This is a genomic window from Enterococcus sp. AZ149 (assembly GCF_051714285.1).
Classification (GTDB): domain Bacteria; phylum Bacillota; class Bacilli; order Lactobacillales; family Enterococcaceae; genus Enterococcus_D; species Enterococcus_D entomosocium.
On the sequence record NZ_JBIORO010000001.1, the window covers coordinates 940337 to 955917 of the forward strand.

15 protein-coding genes are annotated in these 15581 nt (G+C 41.7%); 14 read left to right on the plus strand and 1 reads right to left on the minus strand.

The genetic code is table 11. The features are described 5' to 3' along the window. Positions 1-74 precede the first annotated feature (74 nt). From prfB to cls, 4 genes are all read left to right on the plus strand, one after another. Positions 75-1182 (plus strand): peptide chain release factor 2 gene (prfB, locus tag IGI94_RS04395; protein ID WP_101495161.1). Its coding sequence is split into 2 segments (ribosomal slippage): positions 75-146 and positions 148-1182, totalling 1107 coding nucleotides; the frame shifts between segments, so codons are not numbered across the junction. Between the two features lie 112 nt (positions 1183-1294). Beyond that, positions 1295-1981 carry a cell division ATP-binding protein FtsE gene (ftsE, locus tag IGI94_RS04400; protein ID WP_005237293.1) on the plus strand — a complete coding sequence of 229 codons (687 nt, stop codon included), beginning with the start codon at positions 1295-1297 and terminating at the stop codon, positions 1979-1981. Beyond that, on the plus strand, positions 1974-2858 hold the full coding sequence (gene ftsX / locus IGI94_RS04405; protein WP_005237292.1) for a permease-like cell division protein FtsX: 885 nt from the start codon (positions 1974-1976) through the stop codon (positions 2856-2858). The genes ftsE and ftsX overlap by 8 nt, the downstream gene beginning before the upstream one ends. A gap of 123 nt (positions 2859-2981) precedes the next feature. After that, a complete protein-coding gene (cls, locus tag IGI94_RS04410) occupies positions 2982-4427 on the plus strand; it encodes a cardiolipin synthase (protein ID WP_005237291.1) in 1446 nt (481 codons plus the stop codon). A 61-nt stretch (positions 4428-4488) separates the two neighbouring features. On the opposite strand, the gene IGI94_RS04415 is transcribed toward cls, so the two are convergent. Continuing rightward, a complete protein-coding gene (locus IGI94_RS04415; RefSeq protein ID WP_005237290.1) occupies positions 4489-4608 on the minus strand; it encodes a DUF4044 domain-containing protein in 120 nt (39 codons plus the stop codon). 332 nt (positions 4609-4940) lie between these two features. Between IGI94_RS04415 and IGI94_RS04420 the strand changes: the two genes are divergently transcribed. From IGI94_RS04420 to ftsA, 10 genes are all read left to right on the plus strand, one after another. Then, a complete protein-coding gene (locus tag IGI94_RS04420) occupies positions 4941-5309 on the plus strand; it encodes a DUF3397 domain-containing protein (RefSeq protein ID WP_218193171.1) in 369 nt (122 codons plus the stop codon). Between the two features lie 198 nt (positions 5310-5507). Next, positions 5508-5939, plus strand: a complete 432-nt coding sequence (gene mraZ, locus IGI94_RS04425; protein WP_005228792.1) for a division/cell wall cluster transcriptional repressor MraZ — start codon at positions 5508-5510, stop codon at positions 5937-5939. Between the two features lie 24 nt (positions 5940-5963). Continuing rightward, the gene (rsmH, locus tag IGI94_RS04430; protein WP_008377332.1) at positions 5964-6923 is read left to right on the plus strand and encodes a 16S rRNA (cytosine(1402)-N(4))-methyltransferase RsmH; all 960 of its coding nucleotides are present in this window, start codon (positions 5964-5966) and stop codon (positions 6921-6923) included. Positions 6924-6928: 5 nt separating this feature from the next. Then, complete coding sequence (gene ftsL, locus IGI94_RS04435; RefSeq protein ID WP_008377334.1) at positions 6929-7348, plus strand: cell division protein FtsL; 420 nt, start codon at positions 6929-6931, stop codon at positions 7346-7348. Next, the gene (locus IGI94_RS04440; protein ID WP_008377336.1) at positions 7349-9544 is read left to right on the plus strand and encodes a penicillin-binding transpeptidase domain-containing protein; all 2196 of its coding nucleotides are present in this window, start codon (positions 7349-7351) and stop codon (positions 9542-9544) included. A gap of 15 nt (positions 9545-9559) precedes the next feature. After that, the gene (mraY, locus tag IGI94_RS04445; protein ID WP_005237283.1) at positions 9560-10522 is read left to right on the plus strand and encodes a phospho-N-acetylmuramoyl-pentapeptide-transferase; all 963 of its coding nucleotides are present in this window, start codon (positions 9560-9562) and stop codon (positions 10520-10522) included. A 12-nt stretch (positions 10523-10534) separates the two neighbouring features. Continuing rightward, positions 10535-11893 carry a UDP-N-acetylmuramoyl-L-alanine--D-glutamate ligase gene (gene murD / locus IGI94_RS04450; protein ID WP_042890037.1) on the plus strand — a complete coding sequence of 453 codons (1359 nt, stop codon included), beginning with the start codon at positions 10535-10537 and terminating at the stop codon, positions 11891-11893. Between the two features lie 15 nt (positions 11894-11908). Continuing rightward, positions 11909-13003 carry an undecaprenyldiphospho-muramoylpentapeptide beta-N-acetylglucosaminyltransferase gene (gene murG / locus IGI94_RS04455; protein WP_005237281.1) on the plus strand — a complete coding sequence of 365 codons (1095 nt, stop codon included), beginning with the start codon at positions 11909-11911 and terminating at the stop codon, positions 13001-13003. An 86-nt stretch (positions 13004-13089) separates the two neighbouring features. Further along, the gene (locus IGI94_RS04460; protein ID WP_087664394.1) at positions 13090-14082 is read left to right on the plus strand and encodes a cell division protein FtsQ/DivIB; all 993 of its coding nucleotides are present in this window, start codon (positions 13090-13092) and stop codon (positions 14080-14082) included. A gap of 153 nt (positions 14083-14235) precedes the next feature. Then, positions 14236-15558 carry a cell division protein FtsA gene (gene ftsA, locus IGI94_RS04465; RefSeq protein WP_005237279.1) on the plus strand — a complete coding sequence of 441 codons (1323 nt, stop codon included), beginning with the start codon at positions 14236-14238 and terminating at the stop codon, positions 15556-15558. The last annotated feature ends 23 nt before the right edge of the window (positions 15559-15581 follow it).

Here is a 15581-nt window from a genome sequence, read left to right on the forward strand (position 1 = left end):
GGTGAGAGTAGGCTGGCAGACGTTTTTGTCCAGTCTACTTTCGTTTGTAAGAAAAAAAGAAAGAAGGAATTTTAATGGAAATCGCAGATATTCGGAATCAATTGACCCAGATGAATGAAAAAATAATCAGTTTTAGGGGGTCTCTTTGACTTAGATCAGTTAGAAGAGGACATTGCGGAAGCGGAACACCAAATGGCAGATCCTACCTTTTGGGATGATTCAGAAAAAGCTCAACAAGTCATTAACGCCAACAATGCCAACAAAGAGACTTACGATCAATTCAATCAGCTAGCAGAAGAATTGGAAGAACTCGAAGTGATGTTGGAAATGATTCAAGAAGAAGCCGATCCGGAAATGGAAGCAGAACTTGATGCGCGAATCGGTAAGTTAAATGAGAAAATGGCTTCTTATGAATTGTCGATGTTGTTAGATGAACCCTATGATCGAAACAATGCCATCATCGAGCTGCACCCGGGAGCAGGCGGTACCGAGTCGCAAGACTGGGGCAGTATGCTGTTACGGATGTATACTCGTTTTTGCGAACAACATGGGTATCAGGTGGAAACTTTGGACTATCAAGCCGGTGATGAAGCGGGGATCAAAAGTGTCACATTACTTGTGAAAGGCCACAACGCCTATGGCTATTTGAAGTCGGAAAAAGGCGTGCATCGCTTGGTCCGTATTTCACCTTTTGATTCTGCTAAGAGACGGCATACGTCATTTTGCTCGGTGGATGTGATGCCAGAATTAGATGGGGCGATCGATGTGGAGATCAACTCAGATGATTTGAAGATCGATACGTACCGCGCAAGCGGCGCTGGTGGACAGCACATCAATAAAACCGAATCTGCTGTGCGGATCACTCACATTCCAACAGGTACAGTGGTCGCTAGCCAAGCCCAGCGTTCACAGCTGAAAAACCGTGAGCAAGCGATGGGGATGTTGAAAGCCAAGCTGTATCAATTAGAAGTCGAAAAGAAAGAACAAGAAGCAGCAGCCTTGCGAGGCGAGCAATTAGAGATCGGCTGGGGCTCGCAAATTCGTTCTTATGTCTTCCATCCCTATTCAATGGTCAAAGATCACCGAACGAATTTCGAAACTGGGAATGTACAGGCAGTCATGGATGGCGATTTGGACGGCTTTATCGATGCCTATTTGAAGCTGAAACTGAATCAAAAATAACCTGGTATGACTTAAACAGATTGAAACACAATTGTAATCTGTTGCAAGCAAGGTGAAATATATTCATGCTATAATAAACCAGAATGAAAATTTGAGATGGAGAGATAGCTGTATGATAGAAATGAAAGATATAATGAAAAAGTACTCTAATGGTACGACTGCTATCCGTAACCTTTCGATTTCAATTGATCAAGGGGAGTTTGTCTATGTCGTTGGACCATCCGGCGCCGGAAAATCAACCTTTATCAAATTGATGTATCGAGAAGAAAGAGCAACAAAAGGCGTTTTGAATGTCGCAGGATATGATTTGGTCGGCATGAAAAACCGTGAGATCCCTTTGATGCGCCGGGAAATCGGCGTGGTCTTCCAAGACTACAAACTTTTACCGCGGAAAACGGTCTTTGAAAATGTTGCTTATGCAATGCAAGTTATCGGACGCAAACCCCGTGATATCAAAAAACGGGTGATGGAAGTTTTGGATTTGGTCGGACTGAAACATAAAGTTCGGGTCTTTCCAAGTGAGCTTTCCGGTGGGGAACAACAACGGGTGTCGATCGCTCGTGCCATCGTAAATACACCAAAGGTATTGATTGCGGATGAACCAACCGGAAATCTAGATCCTGAAAACTCATGGGAAATCATGAAATTGCTTGATCGAATCAATGCACAAGGAACAACGGTCGTTATGGCGACCCATAATAGTACGATCGTAAATACGATTCGTCATCGCGTGATCGCGATTGAGAATGGCCGCATTATTCGCGACCAAGCGGAAGGAGAATATGGTTACGATGATTAGAACATTTTTCCGTCATCTCCTGGAGAGTATTAAAAGTTTAAAGCGTAACGGCTGGATGACTATCGCGTCATTGAGTGCCGTGACGATCACATTAACATTAGTCGGTATTTTTCTAGGTGTAATCTTAAATGCAACAAAACTAGCCGAAGATATTCGTGAGAATGTGGACGTGTCGGTTTTCGTTGATATTGGTACAGAACAAGAAGACATGGATGCTTTAGAACAGGCCTTAAATGATCTGCCGAACGTTTCAGAAGTGACATTTTCTAGTCGAGACGAAGAATTGCAGAAGATCCAGGATGCCATGGGGGATTCATGGAACTTGTTCGAAGGCGACAGTAATCCACTGTATAACGTATTTGTTGTAAGTGCAACAGATCCAGAGTATACGACAGAGATCGCAGAACAAGCTGGGGATTTGCCGAATGTCTTTAAAGCCGATTACGGTGGAGATTCTTCTGACCGAATCTTTGAATTGTCTGCGGCTGTGCGGACTTGGGGCTTAGCTGCTGCTGTCTTACTGATTTTTGTGGCAATGTTCCTAATCTCTAATACGATTCGGATCACGATTTTGTCCCGTCAAAGAGAAATTCAAATCATGCGTCTGGTTGGGGCGAAAAACGGCTACATTCGTTGGCCATTCTTCCTTGAAGGAGGCTGGATCGGACTCTTAGGATCAATTGTCCCAATTGCGTTGATGTATTTCGGGTATCATCAAGTTTATGCAATGGTCAATCCATCCTTGCTACGTTCAAATTACAGCTTAATTGCACCAAATATGTTTCTAATACAAGTGTGCGGTGTGATGGCACTGATTGGTATCGTGATTGGTTCGCTTGGTTCCGTCTTATCAATGCGCCGATTTTTAAAATTCTAAACGTATGTTTTATTAAAGTCGATCGTCAGATCGGCTTTTTTTGTTTCATCACAGTGTTTCTTTACTTTAGGTACTATTTTTTGATATGCTTTAGTAGCGGGAAATCGGGGAAGAGGTGGAAAAATGGTTGTAATGGATAATTTGGTAACCATTTTATTTATAGTTAATATTTTGTTATCAATCATTATCATTTTCAGAGAGAGACGTCAGACTGCTCAGACATGGGCCTGGCTTTTGGTCTTGATGTTCATCCCAATCGTTGGTTTTGTGCTTTACTTTTTCTTTGGTAGAGGAATTTCCAAGGAAAAGATTTTCGATATGCGCTCACAAGCAAAGATTGGTCTAAACGTTGAATTAGAAGAACAAAAACAAGCGCTCGCGCGTCATTTGTTTCCGCATCCGCCGACTGCTCAAGTAGAAGTCCAGCAGTTAGTCTATCTGTTGACGGTCTTTGGTCAATCCCTCTATACGACAGCCAATAGCATGACACTTTATACCGATGGGCGGCAGAAATTTGATGCCTTGATCGCGGATATCGAACAGGCAAAAAATCACATTCATATGGAATATTATATTTATCGCAGTGATGCATTGGGAAATGAGGTCAAAGAAGCATTGGTACGAGCCGCAAAGCGAGGCGTAAAAGTAAGAGTCTTGTTAGATGCTTGGGGCAGTACCCAGGTATCATTGAAGTTTTTTGATGAATTGCGTCTGCATGGCGGGCAAATTGCCTTTTTCTTTCCTTTGTTCGTTCCTTATGTCAATCCGCGAATCAATTATCGGAATCATCGTAAAATCGTGGTGATTGATGGTGAGATTGGTTATACAGGCGGTTTTAATGTGGGAGATGAATATCTAGGACAAGTGGAAAAATTTGGTTATTGGCGAGACAATCACTTGCGAATTGCCGGTTCAGCTGTCTATTCGCTGCAAAATCGGTTTTTGATGGATTGGAATTCACAACATGCCTTGGAGATCAAATATGATCCTTCTTTGTTTCCTGAAATCAAACAAGCGGGGACAGTCGCAGCCCAAGTCATCACTAGTGGTCCTGATACGGAACATGAAGAAATTAAAATGACGTATTTGAAAATGATCAATTTAGCCAAGAAAGAAATCCTAATTCAAACGCCGTATTATATTCCGGATGAAGCCATTCATAACGCCTTAAAGTTAGCACTGCTCTCTGGGGTGAAAGTTCATATACAAATTCCGAACAAACCAGATCATCCCTTGGTTTACTGGGCGACCTATTCCTTTGCGGCTGAGCTGCTTCATTTTGGCGCAATCATTGAAACCTATGAGAAAGGGTTTATGCATGCGAAAACGATGATTATAGATAGTGGGCTTGTATCGATTGGCTCAGCAAACATCGATGTTCGATCCTTTCGTCTGGATTTTGAAGTCAATACGATTATCTATGACGCGCAACTTGCGACTCAAACAAAAGAAGCGTTTCTGGCGGATTCGATCGATTCCAAACCATTAACGATCGAAGCATATCAACAAAGAAAATTGACGATCAAGATCAAGGAAGGCCTGGCACGTCTTGTGTCACCGTTACTTTAAAAAAATGCCCTTTTCCAAAAGATGGAAGCCATCATTTTGGAAAAGGGCATTTTTAATAGGATTAACCCATAATACTTGTGTACGCTGCTAAGAAAATCGAGCCGACAGTGAGAATAAGCATGGTCCAGATCACGACTTGCGTGATTTTTGCAAAGGTACTTTTTGGTTTTTTCTCGTTCATTCTAATCCACCTTTTAGAGTTATTCTAGTGACAGTTTACCCTCAATTTCTCAAGAACTCAAGTTGATCCAAGGAGAAATTAAGAAAATTTCAATTTCACCATAAAAAAATTCGTTAGAATGGCAAGATAGGCTTGTTGAAGCTACGCCCTTCTGTTTTAATAGGTAAAGAAATACATTCTTTAAAACTTTCAAAAGTTAGTTGTTGAAATAAGAGCCTCCTTAAAAAATTTCATGGCTGTCTTATTCCGGCTTAAATTTTTAAAAGAACTGAAACATGGATGTAAAGAAAATAAAGTATAGTGACACTAGTTGTTAGAAAGGATTTTGCTGTATGTCTGGATTTAATCCAATCGTTTTGTTTTGGTATATTTTTCCTGTGCTCGTTTATTTTGCTTGTCGTTTTATCGTTTCTGCACTTTCGTTGAATGATCGTTACCATGTGAAGGCACCGGATTTAGCGGTACCATTTTTAATGGTGGGGATTCATCAATTATCAAAATATACTTTTGATCAAGCAATCACATTGTATTATTTGATCTCCATTTTTTTATTAGGCATTCTACTGGCCGTCTTTCAGGCGTACTACTATGAAGAGATCCAATATGGTCGCTATTTTAAGATGTATTGGCGCAGTATTTTTCTATTTACGATCATTTTTCATGTCGTTTTGATCATTCTAAATATCGTAAGTTACTTATAGTGTTTTGCCCCTTGATAAACGTCCATTTTTTTACTTAAAGTTTTTTTAAAGACTTTAAGGAGTCTGATTTCCTCTTTTTGTTCATTTGGTAAAGAAAAGTCAAACAACTTCCCTTTCAAATTTCATATAATTTGTGGTAGAAAGTGGGGGATTGTGGTAGACTGTGAATATCAGGTGGAGATCGGGGGTTATTTATCGATGTTTATGGGTGAATTTCAACATTCGATAGATGCAAAAGGCCGACTAATCGTCCCTTCAAAACTACGAGAAAAACTCGGAGAAAAATTTGTTGTGACACGTGGATTAGATGGCTGTTTATTTGGCTACCCCTTATCTGAATGGGAAAAACTTGAAGAAAAACTAAACGAAATGCCTTTAGCGAAAAAGGATGCTCGGACATTTGTCCGCTTCTTTTATTCTGCTGCAACAGAGTGCGAGATCGATAAACAAGGACGAATCAATATCCCTGTTACATTGAGAAATCATGCAGACCTTACTAAAAGCTGCGTGATCATCGGGGTTTCAAATCGAATCGAGATTTGGGATGAAACGCGTTGGCAAGCATTCTCTGAAGAAGCAGAAGAAAACTTTGATGAAATTGCTGAAACAATGATCGACTTTGGCTTATAGGCTTGATAGGAAGAGGAAAAACACATGGCAGATTTTCAACACTACACCGTTATGCTACAGGAGACCGTTGATGGATTATCAATTCGTCCAGAAGGCGTCTATGTCGATTGTACATTAGGTGGAGCTGGTCATAGTGAATATTTATTGTCACAACTGTCTGAAGAAGGACATCTCTTTGCTTTTGATCAAGACCAAACCGCCATCGACCATGCAAAAGAACGTTTAGCACCTTATGTTGCTAAAGGGATGGTCACGTTTATTAAAAGTAATTTCCGCTATTTAAAGGAAGCATTGAATCAACACGGCGTAAGCCGAGTCGATGGTATTTTGTATGATTTAGGTGTTTCCTCACCCCAATTAGATGAAGCCGAACGTGGCTTTAGCTACCACCAAGATGCACCGCTGGATATGCGGATGGATCAAACTGCAGCATTGACTGCCTATGAAGTGGTCAATCAATTCGACTACCATCAATTAGTCAAAATCTTCTTCCGTTATGGAGAAGAAAAATTCTCAAAACAAATCGCTCGGGAAATCGAGCGGGTGAGACAAGATCATCCCATCGAAACAACAGGGGAATTGGTCGATATCATCAAAACAGCCATTCCAGCTCCAGCAAGAAGAAAGGGCGGTCACCCAGCAAAACGGGTTTTCCAAGCCATTCGAATTGCAGTCAATGATGAGCTAGGTGTAATTGAAGAATCACTTGAACAAGCCATTCATCTTTTAGCAGTCAACGGACGTGTCAGTGTGATCACGTTCCACTCATTAGAAGATCGCATTGTGAAATCGATGTTCAAGGAATACAGTACACCAAAGGATATGCCACCAGGTCTGCCGATGATACCAGAAGAATTTCAACCAACACTAAAACTTATAACAAGAAAACCACTGCTTCCTACTGAGGAAGAAGTAGCTGAAAATAATCGTTCTCGTAGTGCGAAACTACGAATCGCGGAAAAAATCAAGGAAAGCGAAGGGTAACAACTATGGCAGAACTAAAAGTTCATGACTATGAATTCAGAGAACCTCTTGAATCACAACCTTTGGATCACTCTGAACCGACAACTGAAAAACTGCCTACTGATCCCCAGCGTCCTGAGGTCATCCGTGTACCAGCATCTCCGGCTCGTCGGTTAAAAAGTATTTCTACTCTAGAAAAACTGATTGCTGCCTTTGTGATTATCGCTGTATTGACGTTGGCAATCTTGACCATCAATATTCGGACCAATATCAGCCAAGTTGAGCATGATATTTCCTTGATCCAATCGGATATCACTGAGAAAACAACACAAGCAGAACAGTTGGAACAAGAGAAAAATGAACTTTCTAAAACCGAGCGCATCCAAAAGATTGCTGAGGATAATGGATTGTCGATCGATGATGGCAATTTAAGGAAAGTGGACTAAATGAAGTTAACAGATAAATTCAAGCAATACTTAAAAAAGAACAATCAAACTACAACGAACAATCGCAAAAAAGTAGGTATTATTCTCTTTGCTACGAGTATTGGATTGTTCTTTTTGTTTGTCACGCGTTTGAGCTATATCGTCATTGTCGGGGATGTCGCGGGAACTTCATTAGCAGAAAAGACCAAAAATCTTTATGAAGGCAGCGAAGTGATCAAAGCGAAACGTGGAACAATCTATGACCGTAATGGGATTCCGATCGCCGAAGATGTGACCTCGTATTCCATTTATGCTGTTTTGAATCAGAATTACAAAGATGGCAACAAAAATCTCTTTGCAGAAAAAGCAAACTTCAATAAGTTGGCCAAAATTTTGTCAGATGTATTGTCCATTGATCAAGAAACAGCAGTCAATACGTTAGAGGATGGCCTTGAGCAACAATTGTGGCGGGTCTCTTTTGGGAGCAAGGGAAATAATATTACATTGGAACAAAAAAATGCGATCGAAGATGCGATGGAAAAAGAAGATATTGCCGGCTTCCATTTTGATAGCCATCCAGCTCGCCTTTATCCGAATGGGGTCTTTTCTTCTCACTTTATCGGGTATGCTGTTGCCAATGATGACGATACTGGTCTAGTCGGCAAAACTGGGTTGGAAGCTGCTTACAATGATGTATTATCGGGAACTGATGGTGAGATCGTTTATCAAAAAGATAACAATCAAAACCCGCTGCCCGGAACAGTAGCAGAGACCGTCGCAGCCGTTGACGGAAAAGACGTTTATACCACCATCGATAGTCGAATCCAAAGCTATTTGGAAACGCTGATGGACAGCGTCTTTAAAGAAAACAAACCAGAAAACTTAACAGCGAACTTAATGGATGCCAAAACCGGCGAAATCATAGCGATGGCACAACGACCAACCTACAATCCAGAAAATTTGGATTCGATCAATGATTGGCAAAATCTGTTAGTTGAAGACAACTATGAGCCAGGATCAACCATGAAGATTTTGACGACAGCAGCTGCCATCGATCAAGGCATCTTCAATGAGAACGAAACCTTTACCCCAAGTCCTGATGGATTAAAACTTTACGATGCAACCATCAATGACTGGGACTTTGGTCAAAAAGGAACACTGACGATGCGCCAAGCTCTTTCATGGTCCAGTAATATCGGAATGGTGACCTTGGAGCAGCGGATGGCTGATCGTTGGCAACAATACTTAAAAGAATTTGGCTTTGGCCGTAGCACCTATTCAGGATTGCCTAACGAAAATACTGGAATCACCCCAGAAGATAATCCTGTCAGCCAAGCGATGACTTCCTTTGGTCAAGCGATTGGTGTGACGAATTTCCAAATGATGCAGGCTTTCACATCGGTCGCAAATAATGGAACGATGCTGAAACCACAATTTATTAGTAAAATCGTTGATGGCAATACTGGAGAAGAAACGGTCACGCAACCAGAAGAGGTCGGCCATCCGATCACAAAAGAGGCTGCAACAGAGGTCCGTGAATATATGCGTGATGTTGTCGAGAGTGAAAATTATGGAAGTGCCTATGGCGTTTATGAATTACCTGGCTACAACATTTCTGCAAAAACAGGGACGGCCCAAGTAGCCGATCCAACAACCGGTAAGTATTTGTCTGGTGGCACCAATTATCTATATTCCGTTGTTTTGATGTTTCCTTCAGAAGAACCAGAATACATTTTGTATTTGACGATTAAATTACCAGAGAAGCACGAAAGCACCGTGTTGGGTGAAATTGCCAATCCATTGATGAAACGGGTCATGGATCTGAAAAACTCTGCATTAGAAGAAAGCACAACATCTGGTAGCGAAACAACTGTGGGGGATTATCGCAATCTCGATACAGAATCGGCTGCAACGGATGTTCAAAAAGCTGGATTGATCCCGGTAGTCATCGGGGATGGTGAAAAAGTCATTGCCCAATCGGTTGACAGTGGGACTTCGATCATGCCTGGCGGACGGGTACTGCTCGTTACCGACAGCGATAAGTACTATATGCCGGATACGACTTCTTGGTCAAAAGCAGACTTAATCAAATTTGGTAGTCTGCTGAATGTAGACGTCAGTTTTGAAGGAAACGGCTATTGTACCAAACAAAGCGTGGAACCATACACCGAATTATCAGGACAATCGATCAAGTTTACACTAAGTGAAAACGAATAAATAGGAGAGAACAATATGGAATGGACAGAGATGATATTACCTTTGGCAAGTGGCTTTGCGATCGTAACAGCCACAATGCCTTTGTTTATCGGCTATTTTCAAATGAAGAAATACGGACAGGAAATACGTGGTGACGGCCCCAAATGGCACAATGTAAAGGCCGGTACACCAACGATGGGTGGGTTTGTATTTTTGATTTCTGCAATGATCACTGCCATCTGGGTAGGAGCATGGCAAAATCAATTGACTGCTTCATTGTTCATTCTTTTGTTCATTACCTTGGTTTATGGTGCATTAGGATTTCTTGATGACTTCATCAAGATTTTCCGCAAACGAAATATGGGGCTGAACTCGTTGCAAAAGCTGATTGGACAGATTTTAGGCGGACTCGTCTTTTACTTTGTTTTCCGATCCGAAGGCAATGCGGATGTACTGAATTTCTTTGGGATAGACGTGTCGCTATCGATTTTTTATGGCTTGTTCGTCATTTTTTGGCTTGTTGGTTTTTCAAATGCAGTCAACTTGACGGACGGTATCGATGGGCTAGTCGCAGGACTGGGCACGATTTCTTTTTCAACTTACGCACTGATTGCTTGGCGACAAGATCAAATCGATGTGTTAATCGTTTGTCTTGCGATCATCGGCGGATTGATCGGCTTCTTTCCCTACAATCGCAAACCGGCAAAAATCTTTATGGGGGATGTCGGCTCACTGGCTTTAGGCGGTCTGCTGGCAGCTATCTCGATTCTTTTACACCAAGAATGGACCCTATTGCTTGTCGGACTGGTCTATGTTTGTGAAACAGCAAGCGTGATGCTGCAAGTTGCCTCATTCAAATTAACAGGCAAACGAATCTTCAAGATGTCACCCATCCATCATCATTTTGAAATGAGCGGATGGTCTGAGTGGAAGATCGACACTGTGTTTTGGTGTATCGCGTTAGGTTGCTCGTTGCTCACAATAGCCCTTGTATGGTAGGAGATGAAGAAAATGAAAAAAATTACAACATATCAAAATAAAAAAGTTCTTGTGCTAGGATTAGCGCGTAGTGGATTCAGTGCGGCCAAATTGTTACATGATTTGGGCGCACTTGTGACCGTTAATGACGGAAAGCCATTTGCTGAAAATCCAGAAGCACAAGATCTTTTGGCTTTAGGGGTCAAAGTGATCACTGGCAGCCACCCGATTGAATTATTGGATGAAGGATTTTCGCTAGTCGTTAAAAATCCAGGGATCCCCTATTCACAACCTCTTGTTCAAAAAGCTTTAGAGAAAAAAATTCCTGTGATCACGGAAGTGGAACTAGCGTATCAAATCTCTGAAGCGCCGATTATCGGTATTACTGGTACGAATGGAAAAACCACCACAACGACTATGATCGCCAATGTCTTGAATGCTGGAATGGAAAAAGGACAGGCTTTGCTTTCTGGAAATATCGGGTTTCCTGCAAGTTCCGTTGCTCAAACAGCTAAGCCTGAAGATCGCTTGGTGATGGAGCTTTCAAGTTTCCAATTGATGGGAATCGATACCTTACGGCCGAAAATCGCTGTCATCACGAATATATATGAAGCCCATATCGATTACCATGGTAGTCGCCCGGAATATGTCTTAGCAAAATGGCGCTTGCAACAACGAATGACCGCTGACGATTATTTAGTGATCAACTGGAACCAACCGGAACTAGAAGCACTGTCGGCCAAATCAAAGGCGAAAATCATTCCTTTTTCCACCAAGGAAAAAGTAGCAGGAGCATATATGCTTGATGGGATGCTCTACTATAAAGAAGAAGCAATTATGGCAGCGGAGGAACTTGGCGTACCAGGGGCACACAATATTGAAAATGCCTTAGCGGCGATCGCTGTTGGAAAACTTTGCAATATGCCAAACGAAGCAATCAAACAAGCGTTGCAAACCTTCACTGGGGTACCTCATCGGACCCAGTATGTCACCACCATCAATCAGGTGAAATTTTTCAATGATTCCAAAGCAACCAACATCTTAGCAACAGAAATGGCCTTAGGCGGTTTTGACAATGAGAAATTGGTCTTATTGGCAGGCGGCTTGGACCGTGGTAACAGTTTTGATGAGTTGGTTCCAGCACTAAAAGGACTCAAAGCTATCGTAGTGTTTGGAGAAACAAAAGAAAAATTAGCCGCAGCCGCTCAAGCAGCTGGCGTAAAAACGATTGAAATGACAGACAATGTTGAAACAGCCGTCCCAGTTGCCTTTTCTTTAAGTGCTGCTGGAGATACGATTCTATTGTCACCGGCGAATGCAAGTTGGGATCAATACCCTAATTTTGAAGTTCGAGGCGACAAATTTATGGCGGCAGTAGCAGAACTTAAATAGAAATGAGTGAAGGACATGAAAATACTTGTGACTGGCGGCGGTACTGGCGGCCACATCTATCCAGCGTTGTCTTTTGTCGATTACGTAAAAGAGATTGACCCGACAGCCGAATTTTTATACATTGGTGCAACAAGGGGCTTGGAGAATAAAATCGTCCCTCCAACAGGTATTCCTTTTAAAACGTTAGAGATTCAAGGCTTTAAGCGTAAGCTGTCTTTTGATAACGTAAAAACGATCCAGCTTTTCATGAAAAGCTATTATGCAGCAAAGAAAATCATCAAGGAGTTTCAACCGGATGTGGTGATTGGCACCGGCGGCTATGTTTCTGGCGCCGTGGTCTTTGCTGCAGCGAAGTTGAAAATACCTACCATTATTCATGAACAAAATAGTGTTCCTGGAATCACCAATAAGTTTCTAACCAAGTATGTGGATAAAATCGCCATTGCTTTTCACGATGCTTCTCAATACTTTCCAGCGAAGAAAACGGTGCTTGTGGGCAATCCCAGGGGTCAAGAAGTACGGAATAGTCAAAAGTCGACGATTTTGTCTTCTTACGATTTAAATCCGGCGAAAAAAACGGTTTTGGTTTTTGGTGGGAGTCAAGGAGCTCTGAAAATCAACCAAGCGATCATTGATGCGCTGCCGCTTTTTGCTCAAAAAGAGTATCAGTTACTTTATGCATCTGGGGAAAGGTATTACAAAGAGATCGAAGAAAAAATCGGGATGTCAAAAGATGCTTTCCCTAATATCAGTATTCGTCCCTATATCGATCAAATGGCAGAAGTGATGGCAAATAGTGATTTGTTGATTGGACGAGCAGGCGCCACATCGATTGCCGAATTTACGGCATTAGGGATTCCAGCAATTCTGATTCCTAGCCCTTATGTGACTAATGACCACCAAACTAAGAACGCCCAAAGTTTAGCCAATGCAGGAGCAGTCAAAATGATTGCCGATCATGAACTAAACAGCCAAAACCTCGTGGAAGCAGTAGATAGTATCATGCAAGATGAAGCCCTTCGTAGTAAGATGGCCAAAGCCTCAAAAGAACAAGGGATCAGCGATGCCTCGGAACGATTATTTCGACTTGTGCAAGAGGTAATCAAATAGTACAATGTGTGGGATAGAAAGGAGCGATTATCATTAGTAAAGACAAAACACCTCATGATGATCAAACCCCCTCGTCAACGGAAGAGTTGACCCCTTGGCAAAAAGAAAATCTAAAATATTTGCAAGAAAAAGGCAATCAGCCAGCTTGGTCTTCACCCGCTTCTGAAGAAACAGAAGACATGAAAGAAGCGCATGAAGATGAAGAGGAGTTGGCAGAAGAAGCACTTTTTGAAGCAGAACAAGCGATAGAAGAAACCGACGCTGGGAAAGAAGAGCTGCCTGAGCCAGAAAAAAAGGCTCGCTCCTTTGCTGACCGGCTACCTAATCTAAAGGCGTACCGCAATCAAGTATTGATTCGCCGTTTAGCGCTGATTATCGGTTTACTGATGATTCCTTTGCTGATTGTTTTGTATTTTGTTTCGCCGCTTAGTCGTTTGGCTAATGTGGTGGTCAAAGGCAATCAAGAAGTATCCGCAGAAGCGATTATCGAAAATTCTGACCTAGCCGTCAATGAAGAGATGTGGCCGCAATTTTTTGAACGGAATCAGAGTGTAGCAGCAATCAAAAAAGAATTGCCGCGCATAAAAAATGCTTCTATTTCTTTATCTGGTATTAATCGTTTTGATATCACTGTCACTGAATTCCAGGAAGTGGCTTTATTAGCCAAAGATGGCGGCTATGCACCAGTTTTGGAAAATGGCGCTGTTTTGGATGATATCAGTGAGCAGCCAGAGGAAGGATTGCCGGTTTTAGAAAATTTTTCGGCTGAAGACAAAATCAAGGCGACACTCAGTGCCTATCAAGAATTAAGTTCAGAAATTCGAGATGGCATTTCTCAAATCAAATACACCCCCCGTGACAGCAATGATGAACTGTTAACTCTCTTTATGAATGATGGCAATCAAGTGATTGTCAATATCTCAAATATGGTGAGTCAAATGCAGTATTATCCGCAAATTGCCAAAGATTTGACCGAGGACAGTATTGTGGATATGGAAGTTGGGATCTTTACTTACCCAATTTCAAATACACAAGAAGACGATGCAGACGAAAATCAAACAGCTGATAGTGATTCTTAGGAAAAATTCAAGAGTTTTTTTCATTAACTTGTTTCTAAAAAGCGCCATTATATGGTAGAATTGGTAACAGTGAACAAATTATTCGAATGAACTCTAAAAACGGACTGTGATGGTTCGCTATATATCCAATTTAAGTAGGAGGGAACCCCATCCATGGCAAAAACGGGAATGTATGTTGGCCTTGATATCGGTACGACATCTGTAAAAGTTGTAGTAGCCGAATACGTTGACAGCCAAATGAATATCATTGGTGTAGGAAATGCAAAATCAGAAGGAATCAACCGTGGCATCATTGTAGATATCGATAAAACGGTACAAGCCATTCAAAGAGCAGTAAGACAAGCAGAAGAAAAAGCAGGAATTCAAATTCGCAGTGTAAGTGTTGGTGTACCAGCCAATCTTCTTGAAGTGGAAAATTGTCAAGGGATGATCGCTGTCAACAGTGAATCAAAAGAGATCACCGACGAAGACGTCCGCAATGTTGCTTCCGCAGCACTTGTACGTTCAACCCCTCCTGAAAGACAGATCATTGCTATCTTACCGCAAGAATTTACAGTGGATGGTTTTGAAGGGATCAAAGATCCTCGTGGCATGATCGGTGTTCGCCTAGAGATGTTTGGTGTGGTTTATACAGGACCAAAAACCATCATTCACAACATTCGTAAATGTGTGGAAAAATCTGGTCTGATCGTTAATGAAGTAGTCATTACGCCATTAGCACTGACAGAATCGATTTTATCTGATGGTGAAAAAGATTTTGGTACGATCGTTATCGACATCGGCGGCGGCCAAACGACGACATCAGCGATGCACGACAAGCAATTGAAATTTACCCATGTGAACCAAGAGGGTGGCGAATTTGTCACAAAAGACATTTCGACAGTTTTAAATACCTCCTTCAACAATGCAGAAGCATTAAAAATCAATTATGGGGATGCGTATCCTGAACGGACGTCCGCTAGTGAAGAATTTCCAGTGGATGTGATTGGGAAATCAGAACCTGTGAAGATCGATGAACGCTATTTGTCAGAAATCATCGAAGCACGTATGGAACAGATTTTTACCAAATCAAAAGAAGTCTTAGATGAAATTGATGGACTTGATTTGCCAGGTGGCGTGATTTTGACTGGTGGTGCTGCAAGCCTGCCGGGTGTCGTAGATTTGGCTCAAGAAGTATTCGAAACAAACGTTAAGCTTTACGTTCCTAATCATATGGGACTTAGAAATCCTGTATTCACCAATGTAATCAGTATCGTTGACTATTCAGCAAACTTAAGCGAAGTCTATCAGCTTGCCAAAAGTGCGATCACTGGTGAAAAAACAGTCGCGCAACAGCCCGTTGCCATTCAACAACAAGAAGTGCATTACGAACAATATGAAGCTCCAGAAGAAACTTATGAAGAAACAGAAGAAGAGAAAAAAGGTGAGTCGATCACAAACCGAGTAAAAGATTTCTTCTCAAATATCTTTGAATAATCTAAAACGATTCTCAGGAGGAA

Bases quoted from the DNA above. Each gene is read 5' to 3' on its own strand.
- ftsA (WP_005237279.1), top strand. From the start codon at position 14,236: ATGGCAAAAACGGGAATGTATGTTGGCCTTGATATCGGTACGACATCT.
- ftsE (WP_005237293.1), top strand. From the start codon at position 1,295: ATGATAGAAATGAAAGATATAATGAAAAAGTACTCTAATGGTACGACT.
- murG (WP_005237281.1), top strand. From the start codon at position 11,909: ATGAAAATACTTGTGACTGGCGGCGGTACTGGCGGCCACATCTATCCA.
- ftsL (WP_008377334.1), top strand. From the start codon at position 6,929: ATGGCAGAACTAAAAGTTCATGACTATGAATTCAGAGAACCTCTTGAA.
- ftsX (WP_005237292.1), top strand. From the start codon at position 1,974: ATGATTAGAACATTTTTCCGTCATCTCCTGGAGAGTATTAAAAGTTTA.
- mraZ (WP_005228792.1), top strand. From the start codon at position 5,508: ATGTTTATGGGTGAATTTCAACATTCGATAGATGCAAAAGGCCGACTA.
- IGI94_RS04415 (WP_005237290.1), bottom strand. From the start codon at position 4,608: ATGAACGAGAAAAAACCAAAAAGTACCTTTGCAAAAATCACGCAAGTC.
- murD (WP_042890037.1), top strand. From the start codon at position 10,535: ATGAAAAAAATTACAACATATCAAAATAAAAAAGTTCTTGTGCTAGGA.
- IGI94_RS04420 (WP_218193171.1), top strand. From the start codon at position 4,941: ATGTCTGGATTTAATCCAATCGTTTTGTTTTGGTATATTTTTCCTGTG.
- cls (WP_005237291.1), top strand. From the start codon at position 2,982: ATGGTTGTAATGGATAATTTGGTAACCATTTTATTTATAGTTAATATT.
- rsmH (WP_008377332.1), top strand. From the start codon at position 5,964: ATGGCAGATTTTCAACACTACACCGTTATGCTACAGGAGACCGTTGAT.
- mraY (WP_005237283.1), top strand. From the start codon at position 9,560: ATGGAATGGACAGAGATGATATTACCTTTGGCAAGTGGCTTTGCGATC.
- IGI94_RS04440 (WP_008377336.1), top strand. From the start codon at position 7,349: ATGAAGTTAACAGATAAATTCAAGCAATACTTAAAAAAGAACAATCAA.